Source organism: Citrobacter sp. Cpo126, from assembly GCF_030332445.1.
Taxonomy (GTDB): Bacteria; Pseudomonadota; Gammaproteobacteria; order Enterobacterales; family Enterobacteriaceae; genus Citrobacter; species Citrobacter portucalensis.
Genome location: NZ_JAOWHT010000042.1, coordinates 103,496 through 124,394 on the forward strand (window position 1 = coordinate 103,496; position 20,899 = coordinate 124,394).

The window sequence follows — 20,899 nt, forward strand, 5'->3', positions numbered from 1 at the left end:
CTGAATTTTTTGCGCTCCTTTTCTGAATGTTGACTGATGTGCAATAGGTATACTCGTTGGTTCCACGAGATGCCGTGGCTTGTTTCTTAAGTGACGCGCTGAGATACCTTGCAGGTATATTCAAAGCTGCAATCAGGGTAATAGAATATATTGTCTGGGCGATAGCAGAATGGATGCTATAAATATCAGAGTTGGCTATTTGTTTAATGATAAACGAATAAATTAGACTGGAAATATAATAATTGGTTGCATACAATATTTAGCGTAATACCGTTTTTATGTTTTACGTTAAAGAGGTTTTGTTAATATGAGTTCAATGTTAAAAAACTTAAATAATATCCGCTCGCTGCGTGCAATGGCTCGTGAATTTTCCGTTGATGTACTGGAAGATATGCTTGAAAAATTCAGAGTAGTGACCAAAGAACGGCGCGATGAAGAAGAACAGCTACAGCGCCAACGTGCGGAACAGCAGGCAAAAATTAATGCCTTGCTGGCGCAGATGCAGGCAGACGGGATCAGCCCGGAGGAGCTGCTGAGCATAACACCTGCGACGGCACGTTCAGTTAAAAAACGCCAACCGCGCCCGGCGAAATATCGTTTTATCGATCTCAATGGTGAAACGAAAACATGGACCGGACAAGGTCGCACACCGAAGCCAATTGCCCAGGCGCTGGCTGCCGGTAAATCTCTTGATGACTTTTTGATCTAATTGCGAAGGCGGTGAGGAGATCCTCACCGCTTATTTTCAGCAAACGCCGAAATCACCCTCTTCGGTATATCGCGTGACATCAGCTGCTTTCAGCGTGAATTTATCACCGCTTTCATTACTGGCTTGTACCGCCACAATTTGATCGTCATTGACTTCAACAACCTTCAGTTTTGGACCGCCCATACGCGGTTGAACCAGATCGCCAGGTTTAAACATATTGTTGCGCTCCTTTATTTATCATTTATCGCAGAACTCACCATAGATCACGTCAACCGGCGGGTACAGTGCTGTTTCAATGATTACCGCTTAATGAGTACGTCGGTTCCAGGGCATGATGTCCAGTAATCGCGCCATACCGCAAAAGCCGGTTACGCCAGCGAGTATCAGCCCGGCGCCCACAAAACCGCTCAGCAGGAAGAAGGCGCTGCTAACGCTATAGCCCAGAATAACGCCGAGTAGGGCAAGGCTGCCTGCGGCTATCTGCACCTGACGCATCAGCGGTAACGGTTGTGAACTGTCTTTCGCCACCGGCAAACCTGCGGCTTTCCAGCCGTCAATTCCACCTTCCAGCAACCAGACCTGCGCGGGTGCGGCGATGGCGCTCAGTTTTGTTGCCGCATTTTGTGTACGTTTGCCTGACTGGCAGTGAAAAATCACCTGCTCGGCGCGTAAATTCGCTGGCAGCGATCCCTGCTCAAGCGCGGGTAATGGCGCCAGATGTGCCTCAGGAATATGCTCGTGCAGATACTCGTCAGCATCGCGGATATCAATCAGTTTTGCACCCTGCGCGACCAGTGTCTGCGCCTCGCGTGGGGAAATCGTCCCAATAGTCATGATGGCTCCTTATGGGCAATACAGTGTTTTTAATGTGGCGATCAGCGAATTCACGGCCGCATTTTTAATGGAGTAGAGGATGCGCTGGGCATCGCGCTGGCTTTCTATCAGACCTTCTTCACGCATACGCGCCAGATGCTGGGAAGTGGCGGAAGGACTAAGGCCGGTAACACGGGCTAACTCACCCGCGCTGGTACCGGGTGAACCACAGAGCATGCACAAAATCAGCAACCGTTTCGGGTTACTCATCGCTTTTAGCAGGGCGGCAGCCTGTTCAGCGCTGGCCTGGAGTTGTTCAAGTTCAGTCATATGTATTTAAGCATTATCTAAATTAAGCGTATTCTAAAATAAGTAACCAACGTACGCCAGCGTAAAGAGCGTAAAGGAGGGTAAAACAGCCGCGGAATACTGGCAGAGTTGGGTAGAATGGCTACTCTTAGAGATAAAATCTCTTTTTAAACAATGATTAATTTTTGCTTGTAGGGAGTGTGCATGGGTTTCTGGAGAATCGTTTTTACTATTATTCTGCCCCCGCTTGGCGTGCTGCTGGGGAAGGGATTCGGCTGGGCATTTATCCTCAATATCGTTCTGACGCTGCTGGGCTACATTCCTGGTTTGATCCATGCCTTCTGGATACAGACGCGTAATTAATTCCTTTCAACTACGGCGCTTTGGCGCCGTTTTCTTTGTGCCCCTTTCTCCTCTGCTACACTTTTGGGTGTTGATTGTTAATTACCGAGGTGGATATGGGACTCTTCAATTTTGTAAAAGATGCAGGTGAAAAACTGTGGGATGCGGTCACTGGAAACCATGACACAGCCGATCTGGCAAAAAAAGTGCAGGAACACCTGAACAAAACCGGCATCCCTGATGCGGATAAAGTGGACGTGCAAATTAACGAAGGCAAAGCCACGGTTTCTGGTGATGGATTAAGTCAGGAAGCAAAAGAAAAAATTCTGATCGCGATTGGTAATATCTCTGGTATCGCCAGCGTAGATGATCAGGTTAAAACCTCTGCACCCGCGAGCGAAAGCCAGTTTTATACCGTGAAATCTGGGGATACCCTGAGCGCTATTGCCAAACAGGTTTACGGTAATGCCAACCTATATAACCAGATATTTGAAGCGAATAAACCAATGCTAAAAAGCCCGGATAAAATCTATCCTGGGCAGGTTTTACGTATTCCGGAACAGTAATGTTATTCAGGCTTATTGCGTCAGTAATTTACCGGACATAGCCTGTTGAATAATCGGAATCGGCGTCAGCAAGTGCTGGCGCATTAATTCGCTGGCGCACGTGGCATCACGTGCCAGAATCGCTTCGGTCAGCGTCTTGTGCTGATCGTGTTTGTCTTCCAGCATTTCAACCGACAGCACCGTTTTACGTAGCCAGATAAACCGGTAGCGCGCCGCCAGAGAGAACAGCCGTTCGCGCATTTGCAGCAGATATTGTGAACCACAGCCAGCGACAATCGCCGAGTGAAATGCCTGATGGCGCTGATCCCACTCGTCGAGCATCTGTTCGCTGGCGTCAATGGCTTCAAGCTTACTGAGCATATGCGCGCGCGCCAGAATTTCAGCTTCCCAGGCGTCGTCGCCGCGTTCAATGGCCAGCGCGACCAGCATGGCTTCCATATTGGCGCGGGCATCGAAAATATCGAGCAACTCCTGCTCTGACATCGGGGCGACACGATACCCTTTCTGATTAACCACTGTCACTAACCGCTCGGCAACTAACTGCGAAAGCGCTTCGCGCAGCGGTCCCACGCCTAGCTCATAGCGGGAGGTTAGCAGACTCATACGCAGTTTTTCATCAGGCTGATACACACCGCGGATGATGTCGTTCTTCAGCCAGCGGTATCCATCAATGGCCGTCGGTTGGGGAATGGCGGTCATGGTCATACTCCTGAAAGGATTTCCCGGCCTGCGCCGGGAACAGGTTTAATGCGTATTTTGCAATGGTGCTTTTTGCCACGATAGCAGTTTTTTCCAGCGTGACATAATGGGCACGGTGCAAATAATTCCTATGGCTAACAACCCGGTAGAGATAACTTCCAGCTGTTGGGCCGGGCGAAACAGCATGACCACCAACACAAAGATAATAAACGCGATGACCAGCCAGGTAAGCCACGGATAGAGCCACATTTTCAGTTTAATTTCACCGCCTCGCGCCAGCAGGATTTTGCGCATCCGCAGTTGAGAAACGGCAATGACCAGATACACCAGCAGCGCGATGGCACCGGAGCTGTCGATCAGGAATTTAAATACCTTGGCCGGGGCGTAATAGTTGACGATGACGGTGAGGAACGCAGCACCTGTCGACAGTAATACCGCCACATAAGGCGTTTTGCTGCGGTTCGTTTTACCCATAAAGGCGGGGGCATCGCCACGGCGGCTAAGGGAGTAGAGCATACGCGATGACGTATACAGTGCGGAGTTAAGACAGCTGGTCACCGACAGTAAAATGACGCAGTCCATGATCAATTTCGCGTGCGGGATATGCAGTAGCTCCAGCACCGAGCGATAAGAACCGACTTCTTTCAGGCCCGGCATGTTCCACGGGATCAGCGCCACCACCACAAAAATAGAGCACAGATAGAAGATAGAGATACGCCAGATAACCGAGTTGGTGGCGCGAACGATATGTTTATCCGGGGTATCGGATTCGGCGGCGGCGATGGTAACTATCTCTGCGCCCATAAAGGAGAACATGGTGATCAACATCGCGCTGATCACGGCGCCAAAACCGTTGGGCATAAAGCCGCCCTGATCCCACAGGCGTGAAACTCCGCTAACATCGGCATAAGGGTAGAAACCGCTAATCGCCGCCGCACCGAGGGTAATAAACGCCAGAATGGCAATCACTTTGCACAGCGCCAGCCAGAACTCGAATTCACCGTAATTTTTAACGCTCAGTAAGTTACTGCCGGTTAACGCCAGCGTGATAACCAGAGAAAACAGCCAGATAGGAATGCCCGGTACCCAGGAGTGCAGAATGATGGCGGCAATATTCGCTTCCAGAGGGATAACTAACACCCAGAACCACCAGTACAACCAGCCGATGGTGTAACCCGCCCACGGGCCAATGGCCTTATCGGCGTAAGTGGAAAAAGAACCGGTATCCGGGGTGGCAACGGCCATTTCGGCCAGCATGCGCATAATCATCACCACCAGCAATCCGGCGAACAGATAGGCTAATAATACTGCGGGACCGGCTTCTGCAATCGCCACACTTGAACCGACGAACAGACTTGCGCCGATTACCCCGGCAATAGACAGCATGGTGACGTGGCGTGATTTCAGCCCGCCCCCTAAATCATGTGATTGTGACACTTGCCCCATCTTTAAACCTCGTTATTGTTATTGACGTCGCTTCCTGCACCTTACCCGTAGGCCCGGTAAGCGTAGCGCCACCGGGCATCACAACATTGCCGGATGGCAGCGCTTGCGCTTTATCCGGCCTACAATTTCCCGTTTTTATTCGGGGGTTTAACCTTGCTTTGCCTCGGCAAAACATTGGGCGATAATGTCCAGCCCCTGGCGGATTTGCGCATCTTCAATAGTCAGCGGGACAAGAATGCGCAGCACGTTGTAGTAAGGTCCGCAGGAAAGCAGGATCAGTCCTTTCTCGCGTGCACGCGCCACCACTTCCGCAGTCAGTTTGGCGTCTGGTTTCGTGTGGTCGCCGTTTTCGAACAGTTCGATAGCAATCATCGCGCCCAGCCCGCGTACGTCGCCAATCTCGCGATGGGTTTCCGCGATAGCCAGCAGGCCTTCGCGCAGGGTTTGCCCCAGCTCGTTGGCTTTTTGCAGCAGATTTTCCTGTTCAAAAATGTTCAGTACCGCCAGCGCGGCGGCGCAGGCAATTGGGTTACCGGCATAGGTACCGCCCAGACCGCCCGGTGGGATTGCGTCCATGACTTCGGCGCGTCCGGTCACGCCCGCCAGCGGGAAGCCTCCGGCGATGGATTTGGCGAAGGTGGTGAGATCGGGCGCTACGCCCATCTGCTCCATGGCAAACAGCGTACCGGTACGGCCCGCACCGCTCTGTACTTCATCGGCAATCAGCATGATCCCGTGTTCGTCACAAATGGCGCGCAGCCGTTGCATAAAGGAAGGAGAGGCTGCGTAAAAGCCGCCTTCACCCTGAACGGGTTCAATCACGATGGCGGCGACGTCTTCTGGCGCGGCATCGTTTTTGAAAATGCGGTGAATGCTGGCGATAGCATCATCTTCACTGATGCCGTGCAGCGGGCAAGGATAAAGCGCGCGATACACGTGGCCCGGCATCAGCCCCATTCCGGCGGAGTACGGATTGACTTTCCCGGTCAGTGACAGGGTGTAGTGGGTACGACCGTGGTAAGCGCCGCTAAATGCGATAGTCCCCGTACGCTTGGTGGCGGCGCGGGCGATTTTCACCGCGTTTTCTACCGCTTCAGAACCGGTGGTCACCAGCAGGGTTTTCTTGGCGAAATCACCCGGCACTTTCTTGTTCATGATTTCGCACAGCTCCAGGTACGGCTCATAGGCCAGCACCTGGAAACAGGTATGGGACAGCTTTTTCAACTGCGCTTCTACCGCAGAGACGATCTGCGGATGCAGGTGACCGGTGTTCAGTACCGCAATACCGCCAGCAAAGTCGAGGAATTCCCGGCCTTCAACGTCCCAGACCCGACAGTTTTCTGCCCGCTCGGCAAAAATAGGGTGGATCTGGCCTACGCCACGGGGAACGGCGTTGCTGCGACGTTGCATGAGTTCTTTGTTGGTGCTCATCAGGTGTTCTCCAGTATTTGTTTTATTAAAGGCCGATGCACATGTATTTGATTTCTAAGTAGTCTTCGATGCCGTATTTCGATCCTTCACGGCCAAGACCGGAGGCTTTTATCCCCCCAAACGGGGCGACTTCGTTGGAGATAATGCCGGTGTTAATCCCGACGATGCCGTACTCCAGCGCTTCGCCAACGCGGAAGACGCGGCTTAAATCACGGGCGTAGAAATAGGCGGCCAGACCAAACTCGGTGTCGTTGGCCTGAGCGATGACGTCAGCTTCGTCTTTAAAACGAAACAGCGGAGCCAGCGGGCCGAAGGTTTCTTCTTTGGCGACCTTCGCGTTATCAGGCACATCTACCAGAATGGTGGGCTGGAAGAAGTTACCGCCGAGTGCATGAGGTTTACCGCCCGCGATAATGCGTGCGCCTTTATCCAGAGCGTCGGCGATGTGTTCCTGCACTTTGGCAACCGCTTTCTCGTCGATCAGCGGTCCGGTGGTGACGTCAGGTTGCAGACCATCGCCGAGATGCAGCTTGCTCACCGCCTGCTGGAGTTTTTCGGCAAAACGCTCATACACGCCGTCCTGCACGTACAGGCGATTGGCGCAGACGCAGGTTTGCCCGGCGTTACGGAACTTCGATGCCAGCGCACCTTCCACGGCTTTATCGAGATCGGCATCGTCAAAGACGATAAACGGCGCATTGCCGCCCAGCTCCAGCGATACCTTTTTGATGTCTTTGGCACACTGCTGCATTAACTGACGGCCGATTTCGGTCGAGCCGGTAAATGACAGCTTGCGTACCAGCGGGTTGCCTGTTAGCTCGTTGCCGACCGCGCTCGCAGAACCAGTCACCACGCTGAAAACGCCAGCCGGGATCCCGGCGCGATTAGCCAGTTCTGCCAGCGCCAGTGCGGAGTAGGGGGTTTGACTGGCGGGTTTAAGCACCATCGTACAGCCTGCTGCCAGCGCCGGACCGGCTTTACGGGTGATCATCGCTGAGGGGAAGTTCCACGGCGTAATCGCGGCGGTAACGCCGATCGGCTGCTTAATGACGATCAGGCGTTTATCAGCCTGATGGCCAGGGATCGTATCGCCATAGATGCGTTTGCCCTCTTCGGCAAACCACTCAATAAATGAGGCTGCATAGGTGATTTCGCCTTTGGCCTCCGCCAGCGGTTTACCCTGTTCCAGGGTCATCAGGCGGGCGAGATCGTCCTGATGCTCAATCATCAGGTTGAACCAGCGGCGCAGGATATTGGCTCGCTCTTTGGCGGTCAGCGCACGCCAGGCTGGCAGGGCGCGGTTAGCGGCGTTAATCGCTTCGCGGGTTTCATCTGCCCCCATTTTAGGTACGCTACCCAATTGCTGACCGTTGGCGGGATTGGTCACCGCGATGGTCTCGCCGCTGTTGGCGTCACGCCAGTTGCCGTCGATCAGTGCCTGCTGGCGAAATAAGGTTGGATCGTTAAGTTGCATGATTGCTTCCTGTCTTAATCGGTTTAACGGGTAAATGCGGCGTGTAATGTCTCCACGCTACGTGCCGCACGCAGCGTGCGTCCGGGGTTACTCTGGTTCTCCAGCAGCGCATGAACTTTGCTGACAATATGTGCGCCGATAGGGATTGCCGACGTTGCTGCCGGAGAAGGGGCGTTACAGGTGTGAATTGAGCGTGGCGTGGTGACAAACAGAAAATCGTCGATAAGCTTGCCATCAGGTGATACCGCCTGTGCCCGTACGCCCGCAGGCCACGGCTGCAGATCCTTAAGCGTCAGGCTCGGGCAGTACTTTTGTACCAGCCGCAGATAACCGCTTTTGCACAGCGAATTCTTCATTTCGCCAAGCCCTGAGCGCAGGTTGTTTTGCAGCACGCGGCGAATACCAGAAGAGCCGAGGATCTCCAGCGTATCGCTGAGCGAGAAGTCACGTTTACGGTAGCCTTCACGTTTAAATGCCAGTACCGCGTTGGGGCCGACGGTGACGCTGCCGTCAATCATCCGGGTCAGATGAACGCCGAGAAACGGCATCGCCGGGTCGGGGATGGGGTAGATCAAATGGTTAACTATCTGATTATGTTCTGGCGCCAGGCGGAAATATTCGCCCCGGAACGGACAGATGATAAAGCCAGGTTCAACGCCGAGCATTTTTACCAGTCGGTCCGCCATCAGGCCAGAACAGCTAATCAGCGTCGCGCCTTCATATTCCTGGCCCTGACGGGTACGGACAATTACGCCCGCAGCATGCTCTTTCAGCGCGCTGACCTCGGCGTTGTAAATAATCTCACCGCCTTTGGCCTGGAAAATCTTCGCCATCGCGGCGGTGACTTCGCGGTAGCTGACAATCCCGCTCGACGGGACAAAAATGCCGCCCAGTCCGGTGATATTGGGTTCACGCTCGCGAAGTTCCTGCGCATTTAGCCATTCGCGCTCCAGACCGTTAGCGGCGGTGCGATCCCAAAGCGCGCGCATGCGCTCCATTTCCAGAGCGGAGGTGGCAACCAGCATTTTTCCGCAGACGTCGTAGCGGATGCTGTTTTGGTCGCAAAAGGCTTTTGTGGCGCGATTTCCGGCCAGGCAAAACTGTGCCTTCAGGCTGCCGGGGGTGTAATAGACCCCGGCATGAATGACGCCGCTGTTGTGGCCCGTCTGGTGGCAGGCCGGGCCGGACTCTTTTTCCAGTAGCGCGATTCTGGCGTCCGGATAGACATCAATCAGTTGCATGGCGGTCGACATGCCGATAATGCCGCCGCCAATAATCACAAAATCATACATCCGCTTTTCCTTCGCGCTTACTGATGGGTCTGGTAGTGGTTGGTCGCGTACGCAAAATAACCACGCTGGCGCATCAGTTCGCGGCGCAAGTCCGGATGCGAAGTGAAACGATCGCGGCCGTGCAGCCAGAACAGGTTGTTGATCAGCAGGAATTTACCTACTGAAACCGGAACGGAAATAATGCTCTTGCTGGTTTCCAGCGCATCGGACAGGTCGCTCAGCCAGACGCCTTCTTCATAGTCTTTTGGCTGGACGAACTGGTCGATGTAGCGCATTACCGGGCGGCCCTGCTGGTCAACGTCAAATACCGGATGGAACACTTCCTGACTGACGTTTTTGCTTGGCGGTGCGGCAAAGCGCATGGCGCGACGTGCCAGAGGATGGGTAAAGTACTGATCCAGATGCTCCCAGTCGTCGAGGTGCAGCAGCAGCGAGTTACCGCCGGTCATGTTCTGCTCGTCGATCTTCATCATCAGCACGTAATCGGTGATTTCTTCGAGGTAGGTTCCGTCGTTGTGCAATTCCATTACTCGGTGAGGCTGGCGCAGATAGCTGTCTGAGTTATCGACGTTTTTCACCACAAAACGTGCGTAATATTGACCGCTCATCGCATCAAAATTAGAGCGTCCGATGAGGTGCGCTACCGCCGTTGCCAGCTTGACCATCTCTTCCGCCTGCGCCACGTCGTCTACGCCAACGGCATTGATTAGCAGTGCGCCTTCGGCACGATCGAGCAGGGTTTTCAGCAGCAGGGGCTGTAACTGATTGCCGCACAGGTCGTCGAGGATCTTGCCCACTTTGAAGCGCAAGAAGGATTTGTATTCCAGCGCCTGAACCGGCCACTGCGCGACGGCCTGCAGAAATTGCTCAGTGGTCTCAGCAGAAAAAGTCAGCTCCAGCAGGCGTGGGGATTGGGCTGACGGTTTCAGCGTGAAACCGCTGTAGTGCTGGGCTGGATCTTCAGCGTTCGGTTTTACGGCAGTCAGTGCGTTCATCAAATCGTTCCTCTCAGTAGATTGTCAGGGAGATATGGCGCAGCTCGTTTCGTAGCCATAAATTAAAAATATCTACATTTTTGAAAAACGCGCACAGAATGAGCTTGTTTGTTTATTATTTGTGATCAAAAACAACAAATATTTAACATTATGAAGGGTGTGGGTTAATGCGAGGGAAAAGATAAAGTATTTTAAAACAGTGGGTTAATCACGCTGCCGTTGGTGATGTGTCAACGGCAGCGGCAAAGTCAGTAACCGACTTTATAAATACGCCCGGTTTGGATGCCTTCCACACTGCGGCGGTAGGCGTTGGCGACGGTGGTGGCGGGCACGCTTTCAAAGCCCGGGAAGAAACTGTCGTAAGCTTCGGCGGACTCACTCAGCACGGTCGGACTTATCAGGTTAATGCGTTGACCATGGCCTAGTTCACAGGCCGCGGCGCGAACAAACCCTTCCAGCCCGGCATTGATCGTTGCGGCGTTTGTCCCCTGGGCGATGGGCTCGTGGGCGATAATGCCGCTAATTAACGTTATCGATCCGCCATCATTCAGGAAATGCTGCCCGGTTAATGCCAGGCGTATCTGGCCTAATAGTTTATCCTGAAGCCCCTGATTAAAGTCCTGGTCGGTCATTGTCGACAGCGGCCCAAAGAACAGATTACCGGTGGCGGAAACGATCGCATCTACCCGACCGACTTTTTCAAACAAGGCCTCGACACTCTCCTGCGAGGTGATATCGACCTGGTAATCACCCTGAGTGCGACCCACGCGGACTACCTCATGTTTACGGCTCAATGCTTGCGTAACTGCGCGACCCACTGTACCACTGGCACCAATAATGACGATTTTCATAACCACCTCCGCAATAGTGTGAGCCGCTATTCTTTAATGAAAATGAAATCAGATAAACTGGCTAAAAGTTAGATGATTACTAACCAGGGGTTTGTAATATGGATAAACTGCGCGGCATGGAAACGTTTGTCGCCGTGGTGGAGAGTGGGAGCTTTACTTCTGCGGCGACGAGGCTCGAGATGTCTGCGGTGATGGTGGGAAAATATATCACCCAACTGGAAGCGCAGCTCGGCACGCGTTTGCTGGAGCGCAATACGCGCCGCCAGAGTCTGACCGATGCCGGACGCGTCTATTTTGAAGAAGCCCGTCGCGTGCTGGAGCAGGTATCGATAGCCGAACGTTCGGTAGAGCGTCTGCGGCTGGCACCTGCGGGGACGCTGCGCATTAGCGCGCCCACTTCTTTTGGCGCTTGCGTGATCTCGCCGCTGGCCGCTGCGTTTTTACAGACCTGGCCAGAGGTGCGTATTGAACTGGATCTCACCAACCGGATGGTTGATCTGGTGAATGAAGGTGTCGATCTGGCGATCCGCATTGGCGATATCCATCAGACTGACGTGGTGGCGAAATACCTGTGTCCCTACCGTATGGCAATTTGTGCTTCGCCAGATTATCTTGCTCGCCATGGCACCCCCCGGACGCCCGCGGATCTGGTGGATCATCTGTGCCTGTCCCATACCGTGTGGACGGCTCGAAACGAGTGGATACTGCCTGGCGTGACGGGGGAGGTCAGATGGAAGCGCGATGCGATCCTGCGCTGTAACGATGGTCATGGCCTGCGTATGGCGGCAGTAGCGGGGGCTGGGCTGTTATTGCAACCTGAGGTGCTGCTGGCGCAAGAACTGGCTACGGGGAAATTGATTCGGATCCTGGAAGGGTTTACGCCGCAGCCGCGGCCAATTCATTTGCTGTGGCGACAGGATCTGCGTCCGTTGCCTAAGCTGACACGGTTTGTTGAACATGTGCTGGAAGGAACGCAGGGGCTGCGCGGAAAATAAAAATGCCGGATGGCGTTGCACTTATCCGGCCTACAACCGAGCCAAATTGTAGGCCGGATAGGGCGCAATAGCGCCGCCATCCGGCATATTATTAACCGATATCCACCTGCGGTTTGCTGTTGCGTTTACGGATCATGCGCAGCACCGGCGGGACCACGATAACCAGTACCGCCATCACCAGCAGCACTTTCGCCACGCCGCTGGCCCACAGAATATCCATACTGCCGTTACTGATAGACAACGCCCGGCGCAGGTTCTGCTCCAGCATTTCCCCGAGAACGAAGCCCAGAATCAATGGCGACATTGGGAAGTGCATTTTACGCAGGATGTAGCCCAGCACGCCGAGGGCGACCATCAATACCAAATCGAAGGTGGTGCTGTGAACGGCGTACACGCCTACCGCTGAGACTGCGGCGATAGCGGGCACCAAAAACCACAGTGGAATAGTCAGCATACGGGTAAACAGACCGATCAGCGGGATGTTCATCACCAGTAGCATCACGTTGGCAATCAGCAGCGCCGCAATCAGTCCCCAAACGATATCCGGCTGTTCGGTGAACATCGCCGGACCGGGGGTGATGTTGTACAGGGTCAGCGCCCCCATCATTACCGCCGTGGTGCCGGAACCTGGAACGCCGAGCGTCAGCATCGGAATAAAAGAGCCGCAGGCCGAGGCGTTATTGGCGGCTTCTGGCGCCGCTACGCCACGAATATCCCCCTTGCCAAAGCTGTCGCTGTTGCCGCTGAGCTTTTTCTCGGTCATGTAGGTGATGGCACTGGCAATGGTGGCGCCAGCGCCAGGCAGAACGCCGACGAAAAAGCCAATCACTGATGAACGCAGGGTGGCCCCTACGCACTGTGCGCCTTCTTTGGCGTTGAACAACATGCGGCCCGTTTTACGCACCAGCGTCTGGCCACTGCTGGTATGTTCCAGCATTAACAATATTTCAGAGACAGAGAACAGCCCAATCACCACCACGATAAACTGCACACCGTCGGAGAGATGGACACTGTCAAAAGTAAAGCGATAAACCCCGGTGTTGGCGTCTACGCCGACGGTCGCAAGTCCGAGACCGATAAGCGCTGCCAGAAATGATTTCAGCGGATTTTGCGCCATCATGCTGCCGAGACAGGCAATGGCGAAAACCATTAAGGCAAAGTATTCCGCCGGACCGAAGGCCAGCGACCATTGGGCTAGCGCTGGGGCAAACAGAATGATGCCGCCGATGGCGATAAGCGAACCAAAGAAAGAGCTGACCGCCGAGATAGAGAGCGCCACGCCACCGCGCCCTTGCTGCGCCATCGGGTAACCATCCAGCGCGGTCATAATCGCCGCCGCATCGCCAGGAACATTCAGCAGAATGGAGGAGATGCGCCCGCCATATTCACAGCCTATGTAGACTGTAGCCAGCAGGATCAGCGCGGATTCTGCGGGCAGATGCAGCGCAAAGGCCAACGGCAGCAGAATCGCCACGCCGTTGATCGGCCCAAGGCCAGGCAACAAACCCACAATGGTGCCGACAAAACAGCCTATCAAGGCGATGACCAGGTTTTCCGGCGTCATTGCCACCGCGAAACCCTGAGAAAGATAAATCCAGGTATCCATCGTTTCTCCGTTAACCCAGCCAGGCGCCGAGTGGTAAGGTGACGTCAAGCAGTCGGTCGAAGGCAAACCACAGCAGAATGCCGAGCACCGCGCCGGAAATACCCGCAGCCGGGATGGTTGCGCCGAACAGCATGCCAATCACCACGGTGAGAATGGCGGTGGCGATGGGAAAACCGAGCCACTCAAAACCCCAGGCGTACATCAACAGAACAATGACCATCGTCAGCAGCTTTTGCAGCACGTGGCGACGGGGCCAACTGATGGTGTCCGGATGGCGCAACAGCAGCGCCACGGCGCAGACCAGCATCAGACTGATAATGCCAAGCGGGAAGGGACGCGGGCCAACCGGCTCATAGCTGTATTCGCTGCTGATTTGCCAGGCTACGAACAGCCCGGCTATGCAGAGCAACAGCCAGATACCTGCGAAAATACGATCGCTCATCATCTTTGCCTCTGCGTTTACTTCGCCAGACCGAAGGCTTTCGCCTGCTCACGATAATCCGTGACCTGCTTTTTCACGTAGTCGTCGAGCTGTTTGCCGCTCATGTTGAACTCAAACAGACCGCGCAGATCGCGCTGCTTTTTAAACTCATCGGTCTGCTGGAGTTTGTTAAAGGCATCAACCCACCACTGATACTCGGCGTCGCTGACTTTTGGCCCAACGTAGAAGCCACGAATGATAGGCCACACGAGGTCATAACCCTGCTCTTTAGCGGTTGGTACGTTGGCTAACTGGCCCGGCAGGCGTTCATCAGAGAACACTGCGAGCACGCGGATTTTGTCGCCGCTGAGGTAAGGCACCATCTCACTGAGATCGCCGGAAACCACCTGTACGTGATTTCCCATCAATGCGGTAACCGGTTCGCCACCGCCTTCAAAGGCCACGTAGCGCATCTTGTGCGGATCGACATTGGCTTTTTGCGCCAGCAACGCCGACTTCATCCAGTCCTGGCTACCGATAGAGGCGCCAGCACCAATGACCACGCTGTTGGGATCTTTTTCCATGGCTGTCAGCAGATCTTTCAGCGTCTTCCATGGCGCGTCCTGACGTACGGCAATCATGCCGTAATCGGTACCCACACTGGCCAGCCAGCGGACATCATCCACGCCGTAGCGACCAAACTTGCCCTGTGACAGATTCAGCAAGGAGCCGCCGGAGAAGGCCACCACGGTGCCTGCTTCAGCCGGGCGTTGGGCAACAATCGCGTTATAGGCCACAGCGCCAACGCCGCCGGGCATGTAGGTCACGCGCATCGGTTTTTCGATAGCGCCGGTTTCCATCAAACTCACCTGAATCAGCTTACAGGTGAGATCGAAACCACCGCCGGGTTTAGCAGGGGCGATACATTCAGTGCGCGACGGCGCTTGTTCCGCCAGTACAGAGGTACTCATCAGTAAAATGCTTGCAGTAAGGGTACGAAATAACTGTTTTTTCATTGTTTATCCTCACACCGGAAAACCGGATTTTCAGGTACGGAAGAAGATTTTTGTGATTATGTGAGCCGATGTGTAGCAGTTCGGTTGCGTGATTGTTAAAACATTAACCTTTCAATTCCCTTTCAATGCGGCAGAAACTTTACAGGATGTGATATGCGTCTCTTATTAGCGGAAGATAACCGTGAGTTAGCTCACTGGCTGGAGAAAGCGCTGGTGCAAAACGGTTTTGCCGTTGACTGTGTGTTTGATGGCCTGGCAGCCGACCATCTTTTACATAGCGAAACGTATGCGCTGGCGGTGCTGGACATCAATATGCCCGGTCTGGATGGCCTGGAAGTCGTTCAGCGGCTGCGCAAACGCGGGCAGACGCTTCCTGTCTTGCTGCTGACGGCGCGTAGCGCGGTGGCCGATAGGGTGAAAGGGTTGAACGTCGGAGCCGATGATTATCTGGCAAAGCCGTTTGAAATCGAGGAACTGGATGCCCGGCTGCGGGCCTTGCTGCGTCGCAGTGCGGGACAGGTGCAAGGCATACAGCAACTGGGGGAGCTGGCGTTTCACGATGAAGGCTATTTTCTGTTGCAGGGGCAGCCGTTGGCGCTCACGCCACGTGAACAGGCGCTGTTGACGGTGCTGATGTACCGTCGGTTGCGGCCGGTTTCACGTCAGCAGTTGTTTGAGCAGGTCTTCAGCCTGAGTGATGAGGTTAGTCCCGAAAGCATTGAGCTGTATATCCATCGCTTACGTAAAAAGCTACAGGGAAGCGATGTGCGTATTGCTACGCTGCGTGGTCTGGGCTATGTGCTGGAGCGTAGCGATGAAGTGGGTTAAACCCCAATCGTTGTACCTGCAACTGCTGATGTTTCTGGGCCTGCCGCTAATGTTGCTGTGGGGCCTGTCGGCATTTAACAGCTATGTCAGTGCGCTACAGGCGGCGACCCAGGCGTATGACCGGACACTACTCTCATCCGCCAGGACCGTCTCCGAGCGGCTGGTGGTGCGCAATAAACAGCTGGAAGTGAACGTGCCATGGGTGGTGCTGGACAGCTTTGAACTGAATATGAACGACCGACTGTATTACAAAGTGGTTGATCCGGCGGGGAAGGTTATCTCGGGTTATGACGATTTACCGGCGATGCCGCCTGCCACCTCGCGCACGCGTCTTTACCCGGCGCTGGCATGGTTTTATCACACCGAATATCGCGGTGAGGCAATCCGCGTGGCACGTCTGCTGCAGCCCGTCAACGAAGGCGGCATTGTCGGCATGGCGGAGATTTATGTTGCCGAAACGCTGCAATCGCGGCGTTATCTGGCGCGACAGCTGCTGTTTTCCTCGTGGGTTTCGCAAGGGCTGCTGGTGCTACTGACTCTGGTGCTGGTTGGCTGGCTGCTGCGCCGGGTGCTACGCCCGATGCGCCAGCTGTCATCGCTGATGGTGCGTCGTGAGCCAGGCCTGCTGACGCCGCTGCCGGAGCTGCTGCCGTGGTCGGAAACCCGTCTGCTGATTGTGGCATTCAACCGTTATCTGGACCGACTTCGCGGTCTGATCTCTCGCCAGGAGCGCTTCAGCGCGGATGCTTCCCATCAGCTCAAAACGCCGTTGGCGGTACTGAAAACTCAGGCATCGGTGGCTCTCGCCAGCGTCGAACCGCGGCAATGGTATGAGAGTTTACAAGCCATGAGTAGCACGCTCGATAATACCATTCAACTGACGGAGAGGCTGTTGCAGCTGTCTGCGGTGAAGCGCAAGGAGCAGGGGGAAAGGCATTTCTCGCCGGTTAATCTGTATGAGGTGGTGCAAACCAGCTGTTTTACCCGACTGGCGCAGTCGCGTAGTAAAGGGATCGATCTGGGTTATGAAGGGGAACAGGACGCGGTGTGGGTTGAGGGAGATGAAGTGCTGCTCGGTGAACTGTGTGGGAATCTGCTGGATAACGCACTGAAATACACGCCGTCGCAGGGGATGGTGACCGCCCGGCTGCAACGAGAAGGAGAGGCCGTGGTGCTGGTGGTCGAAGATAGCGGGCCGGGCATAGATGAGCAGATGGTTCATCAGGCCCTGCTACCGTTTCATCGTCTTGATAACGTAGGCAATCTCCCAGGCGCCGGGATTGGTCTGGCGCTGGTCAATGATATTGCTCGTCTGCATCGCACGCATCCTCAGCTAACGCGTAGTGAGACATTAGGTGGGCTGAGGGTTCGGGTACGCTTTTTAAGCGTTACCGTATGATGTATTCATGATGATGATATTTGTTGTTTAATTATAATAAAAAGTAATTAATTGTATTATTAATATCATTTGAAATGTTGTCGTAAGGCAGCTGTTTTTATTTTAATTACGGTATTAAACAGCAACTCTAAGGTGATTCAACGTCACTGAAACAATACTTTTGTGCAATTTATCATACATAAAACACTTTTTCATAGACCATGAGATGTTATCTGTCAATAGCGAAAATGTTGTTAAAGGTTATCTTTTTTGCTGAGGTAGATAAAACTTCTATTGATGTCATCTGCATTAAAATCATATAGATACGATTTCACTGGGGAGTGTTGTCACAGTAATGAGTATTATTTTTTACATTTACTGACAATGTACCATTGCGTTTTTTAGACTTGTGATATAATTAGCAACATGAAATGAGAAAAAAACAATTAAAGATCAATAAATAATGGGCTGAGATATGCTTAAAAAATCGCTAAAGATTAGCAGCCAAGGATATCCAGTCTTTTTAAAACTGGTCGATTTCATTGTTATCAATGTGACGTTAATTTTTAGCGCCCATCTGCTGGGTTTGGTGCCCTTTAACACCATTGCCATTTTGAGTCTTCTCTTCTCAATCTTTTTCTTGCTGTTTGCTGAATACATTAAAATGTACCAGCAAAAGATTAAGACGATCGGTTTACGTAATCAAAAGCGCTTGGTTTTTTGTACGCTGCTGGCGATTTTTTTTAACGAACTGGTCAGTATGACGGTGGCTGAACCTGAGTCACTGGGCTACTTAGACAGACTGCCTTCCCCTTTTTATTCAGCTATTATTTACTGGTACTTCATTCCATTACCTTTTCTTTACTACATTCGTTTTTTTATTTTTAAGTATTCAACGAAAAAGAGTATCCGTGTGGCGATTATTGGTCTGACCGACAATGGTCTGGCCGCAGAAACCGCTCTAATGAATGAATACGCCAATATCACATTAGATCTGGCCTTTTATGATGAGCGCGCCTTATCTCGCTGTGGCGATGTCGTTGATAAGGTTAAAAGCCCCTTTCGTGGTCCGGTGATCAATCTGGTCGAGGAAGCCAAGAAGGGAAACATAGACGAAATCTATATTGCTTTACCGATGGTTGCTTTACATCGTATTCGTCACTTTTTGGCCATGATGTCAGACACCACCGTAGATACCTATATTGTCCCTGACTTTTATACCTACAGTAACAACATGTCCAAGTTACGCTCCATCCACAATCTGCAAACTATCGGTATCTTTAGTTCACCTTTTGAGGGGGCGGGCTCGTTTATTAAGCGGGCGGAAGATTTGGTTCTTGGCAGCATCATTATGGTGATGATTTCCTCCCTGATGCTGGCGATTGCCATTGGTATCAAACTCACGTCCCGTGGGCCGGTTTTTTTCAAACAGGACCGCTATGGCTTGAGTGGGCAAAAAATTAAGGTCTGGAAATTTCGTTCTATGCGCGTCATGGAGAATTCCGATACGGTTATTCAGGCCACTAAAAACGATCCGCGGGTAACCAAATTCGGGAGCTTTTTGCGCCGCACTTCGCTGGATGAACTCCCTCAATTTATTAATGTTTTGCAGGGAAGTATGTCGATTGTCGGTCCCAGGCCTCATGCGGTTACGCATAATGAGCAGTACCGAAAACAGGTCGAAAATTACATGATTCGCCATAAAGTTAAGCCAGGGATCACTGGGCTTGCGCAGATCAACGGGTTCCGCGGGGAGATCGATGCGCTTTATAAGATGGAAAAAAGGGTTCAGTACGATATTGAGTACATTCAAAACTGGTCGTTATGGCTGGATATAAAAATTATTATTAAAACTATTTTCAAAGGATTTGTCGGTAAGAATGCATACTAAATTACTCGTTATTACCGGAATCGTGATATCGCAGTCCGCATGGGCTGATTTAACACCGAAATCACACATTGGCTTTGCGGGGATAGACTTCCAGGGCAAGGTCGCTGTGGACTATGGTTATAATGATAACGTGTCTTATCAGCCACATAGCAGCGATGCTATCGGTTCATCGTTTCAGAGTGCGGCGCCCGTTCTGAGCATGATTGGAGAGCGTGGTCAGGATAAGTATTTGCTGATGTACTCTGGGGATTATCGTAATTACTCAAGCGATTCTGCTGATAACTACAACGATCATTTTTTCCGTTTTAACGGTGCCTGGCGTTATGGACTCAAGCATGGCTTAACCCTCAATCTGGAGGATTCGCTTGGGCATGAATCCCGCGGTCGTGACATCACCGAGGGGTTTCTACCGAGTCAGTTTGAGCAGTATGGGATTAAATCTCCGCTGACGACGAATTTTATCAATAGTGAATTGCGCTACAGCTACGGTGCGCCTGATGGTCGCGGCAAAGCGGAACTGGCGTTGTTATACAAAAAACTGACTTTCGGTAACACCTCTGATGTTCGGGACAGCAGTGAGGACTTCTACAATTATATTCAGGAACAGGAATGGCATGAAAATAGCCTGATAGCGGAAGTTTTTGACCAATACTCATCCAGAACGCGCTTTCGCTATAGCTTTATTACTAACCAGCGTCGCTATGATAACAACTCAGAAAAAGACACTAATGAGTATTATTTACTGTATGGCCTGAAGTCGCAGTTGACGGGGAAAACCAATGTCGACATGAATATTTCATGGTTGTATAAAACATTTGAAAACAACGCAAACTCGCATGATTTTAATGGTCTAAACTGGGACATAAAAGCGGAGTGGAAGCCGTTACAACAGTCTGTTTTCACGGCCCACTCTGCGCAAAGCATTAAAGACCCATCGGAAGTTGGGGGATATATTTTAGTGACCCAGTATGGCCTTTCTTACCAGCATTTCTGGTTAGGCACTCGTTTTTCTACTTTATTGGACTACTCATTCACTTCGGAAGACTATAAAAAACAGAACAAGGATCGACATGATAAAGATGGCGTGTTTAGCGTCACCATGAGCTATGACTACACACCGTCGGTTAATTTTGAGATTAAATATCAGATAGATACATTAAATTCGAATAAGGATACTGACTCGTTTTATATCGGTCCCAACGACAATCAGGAAGTCATTAGAACGTTGGGTTATGATAATTCTATGATTATGCTTAAAGCTAAGGTTCAGATCTAAAATGAAAATAATAGAACTGTGCGCGGTTTTGCTATTCAGTATCCTGTTGGTCGGATGCACAGCGTCCAGCCCGCGATTAATGGACGATCCTGCTACTGTTCAGCAGGATTACCGACTTGGGGCGGGGGATACGGTCAATATCGCTGTTCATGGTCAACCCGATATGACGATGCGGTTTATTTTGGATAAGAGCGGGGAAATTAATTTCCCGTTTGTTGGTGCTCTTAAATTACAAGATAAAACCGTTGATCAAGTGACTAAAGAATTAACTCAACGCCTGACCGGAGATTATTTTACATCTCCAATGGTGACGGTGAGTATTGCCGAGTTCCGCAAATACTATGTTTCAGGTGAGGTAAAAAGTCCAAATGGCTTCGCTTATGAGCCAGGGCTTACCGTCGAGAAATCTATTGCGCAGGCGGGTGGATTTACAGATCGTGCTGACCGAAAAGATATCAACATTCGCCTGTCAGGGAGCAATCAGCTGCTTGAGAATGTCGATTTAACGCACTCTGTTCATCCTGGGGATGTCGTGATTATTGGCATGGGGTTCTTCTGACG

At 52.2% G+C, this 20,899-nt stretch carries 22 protein-coding genes; 9 read left to right on the top strand and 13 right to left on the bottom strand.

Features of this window, described 5'->3' with window-relative positions:
• Nucleotides 1-307: 307 nt before the first annotated feature.
• Complete coding sequence (gene stpA, locus OGY17_RS19820; protein WP_008785604.1) at nt 308-709, top strand: DNA-binding protein StpA; 402 nt, start codon at nt 308-310, stop codon at nt 707-709.
• Between the two features lie 36 nt (nt 710-745).
• Here the strand turns inward: stpA and OGY17_RS19825 are convergent, their stop codons facing one another.
• The 3 genes from OGY17_RS19825 to OGY17_RS19835 form a co-directional block, all read right to left on the bottom strand.
• Complete coding sequence (locus OGY17_RS19825; protein WP_003825999.1) at nt 746-925, bottom strand: GDFGVC terminal motif YodC-like protein; 180 nt, start codon at nt 923-925, stop codon at nt 746-748.
• 90 nt (nt 926-1,015) lie between these two features.
• Nucleotides 1,016-1,543: a rhodanese family protein gene (locus OGY17_RS19830; protein ID WP_032944694.1), complete on the bottom strand. Its 528-nt coding sequence runs from the start codon at nt 1,541-1,543 to the stop codon at nt 1,016-1,018.
• 9 nt (nt 1,544-1,552) lie between these two features.
• A complete protein-coding gene (locus tag OGY17_RS19835) occupies nt 1,553-1,852 on the bottom strand; it encodes an ArsR/SmtB family transcription factor (protein ID WP_003037247.1) in 300 nt (99 codons plus the stop codon).
• Between the two features lie 183 nt (nt 1,853-2,035).
• Here OGY17_RS19835 and OGY17_RS19840 point away from each other — a divergent pair, with 183 nt between their 5' ends.
• Together OGY17_RS19840 and lysM are read left to right on the top strand one after the other, a co-directional pair.
• Nucleotides 2,036-2,194, top strand: coding sequence for a YqaE/Pmp3 family membrane protein (locus OGY17_RS19840; RefSeq protein WP_003037242.1), 159 nt, complete (start codon nt 2,036-2,038; stop codon nt 2,192-2,194).
• Nucleotides 2,195-2,289: 95 nt separating this feature from the next.
• The gene (gene lysM / locus OGY17_RS19845) at nt 2,290-2,739 is read left to right on the top strand and encodes a peptidoglycan-binding protein LysM (RefSeq protein ID WP_003037241.1); all 450 of its coding nucleotides are present in this window, start codon (nt 2,290-2,292) and stop codon (nt 2,737-2,739) included.
• Between the two features lie 12 nt (nt 2,740-2,751).
• Here lysM and csiR read toward each other — a convergent pair whose 3' ends face one another.
• From csiR to OGY17_RS19880, 7 genes are all read right to left on the bottom strand, one after another.
• Complete coding sequence (csiR, locus tag OGY17_RS19850; protein WP_032944692.1) at nt 2,752-3,438, bottom strand: DNA-binding transcriptional regulator CsiR; 687 nt, start codon at nt 3,436-3,438, stop codon at nt 2,752-2,754.
• A 45-nt stretch (nt 3,439-3,483) separates the two neighbouring features.
• Nucleotides 3,484-4,884, bottom strand: a complete 1,401-nt coding sequence (gene gabP, locus OGY17_RS19855; protein ID WP_003839698.1) for a GABA permease — start codon at nt 4,882-4,884, stop codon at nt 3,484-3,486.
• 147 nt (nt 4,885-5,031) lie between these two features.
• A complete protein-coding gene (gabT, locus tag OGY17_RS19860) occupies nt 5,032-6,315 on the bottom strand; it encodes a 4-aminobutyrate--2-oxoglutarate transaminase (RefSeq protein WP_008785600.1) in 1,284 nt (427 codons plus the stop codon).
• 25 nt (nt 6,316-6,340) lie between these two features.
• Nucleotides 6,341-7,789 carry an NADP-dependent succinate-semialdehyde dehydrogenase gene (gene gabD / locus OGY17_RS19865; RefSeq protein ID WP_032944689.1) on the bottom strand — a complete coding sequence of 483 codons (1,449 nt, stop codon included), beginning with the start codon at nt 7,787-7,789 and terminating at the stop codon, nt 6,341-6,343.
• 23 nt (nt 7,790-7,812) lie between these two features.
• On the bottom strand, nt 7,813-9,081 hold the full coding sequence (gene lhgD / locus OGY17_RS19870; RefSeq protein ID WP_204558447.1) for an L-2-hydroxyglutarate dehydrogenase: 1,269 nt from the start codon (nt 9,079-9,081) through the stop codon (nt 7,813-7,815).
• A gap of 17 nt (nt 9,082-9,098) precedes the next feature.
• Entirely contained in the window at nt 9,099-10,076 is a 978-nt protein-coding gene (gene glaH, locus OGY17_RS19875; protein ID WP_003037221.1) for a glutarate dioxygenase GlaH, read from the bottom strand.
• A gap of 248 nt (nt 10,077-10,324) precedes the next feature.
• Nucleotides 10,325-10,927: a short chain dehydrogenase gene (locus OGY17_RS19880; protein ID WP_008785596.1), complete on the bottom strand. Its 603-nt coding sequence runs from the start codon at nt 10,925-10,927 to the stop codon at nt 10,325-10,327.
• Nucleotides 10,928-11,025: 98 nt separating this feature from the next.
• Here OGY17_RS19880 and OGY17_RS19885 point away from each other — a divergent pair, with 98 nt between their 5' ends.
• Nucleotides 11,026-11,922, top strand: coding sequence for a LysR substrate-binding domain-containing protein (locus OGY17_RS19885; protein ID WP_032944682.1), 897 nt, complete (start codon nt 11,026-11,028; stop codon nt 11,920-11,922).
• 91 nt (nt 11,923-12,013) lie between these two features.
• On the opposite strand, the gene OGY17_RS19890 is transcribed toward OGY17_RS19885, so the two are convergent.
• From OGY17_RS19890 to OGY17_RS19900, 3 genes are read right to left on the bottom strand one after another with little or no spacing between them, the layout of a single operon-like run.
• On the bottom strand, nt 12,014-13,528 hold the full coding sequence (locus OGY17_RS19890; RefSeq protein WP_003826025.1) for a tripartite tricarboxylate transporter permease: 1,515 nt from the start codon (nt 13,526-13,528) through the stop codon (nt 12,014-12,016).
• A 10-nt stretch (nt 13,529-13,538) separates the two neighbouring features.
• Nucleotides 13,539-13,973, bottom strand: coding sequence for a tripartite tricarboxylate transporter TctB family protein (locus tag OGY17_RS19895; RefSeq protein WP_095533105.1), 435 nt, complete (start codon nt 13,971-13,973; stop codon nt 13,539-13,541).
• Nucleotides 13,974-13,987: 14 nt separating this feature from the next.
• Nucleotides 13,988-14,965 carry a Bug family tripartite tricarboxylate transporter substrate binding protein gene (locus OGY17_RS19900; protein ID WP_008785593.1) on the bottom strand — a complete coding sequence of 326 codons (978 nt, stop codon included), beginning with the start codon at nt 14,963-14,965 and terminating at the stop codon, nt 13,988-13,990.
• Between the two features lie 153 nt (nt 14,966-15,118).
• Between OGY17_RS19900 and tctD the strand changes: the two genes are divergently transcribed.
• The 5 genes from tctD (at nt 15,119) to OGY17_RS19925 (ending at nt 20,897) form a co-directional block, all read left to right on the top strand.
• Nucleotides 15,119-15,793, top strand: a complete 675-nt coding sequence (gene tctD, locus OGY17_RS19905) for a transcriptional regulator TctD (protein ID WP_003826032.1) — start codon at nt 15,119-15,121, stop codon at nt 15,791-15,793.
• The gene (locus OGY17_RS19910; RefSeq protein WP_167820592.1) at nt 15,780-17,192 is read left to right on the top strand and encodes a sensor histidine kinase; all 1,413 of its coding nucleotides are present in this window, start codon (nt 15,780-15,782) and stop codon (nt 17,190-17,192) included. The genes tctD and OGY17_RS19910 overlap by 14 nt, the downstream gene beginning before the upstream one ends.
• Nucleotides 17,193-17,646: 454 nt before the next feature.
• On the top strand, nt 17,647-19,062 hold the full coding sequence (locus OGY17_RS19915) for an undecaprenyl-phosphate glucose phosphotransferase (RefSeq protein ID WP_008785590.1): 1,416 nt from the start codon (nt 17,647-17,649) through the stop codon (nt 19,060-19,062).
• Nucleotides 19,052-20,338 (top strand): outer membrane beta-barrel protein, encoded by a 1,287-nt coding sequence (locus OGY17_RS19920; protein ID WP_008785589.1) that lies wholly within the window; start codon nt 19,052-19,054, stop codon nt 20,336-20,338. The genes OGY17_RS19915 and OGY17_RS19920 overlap by 11 nt, the downstream gene beginning before the upstream one ends.
• Before the next feature lies 1 nt (nt 20,339).
• Nucleotides 20,340-20,897, top strand: coding sequence for a polysaccharide biosynthesis/export family protein (locus tag OGY17_RS19925; protein ID WP_003826038.1), 558 nt, complete (start codon nt 20,340-20,342; stop codon nt 20,895-20,897).
• Nucleotides 20,898-20,899 lie beyond the last annotated feature (2 nt).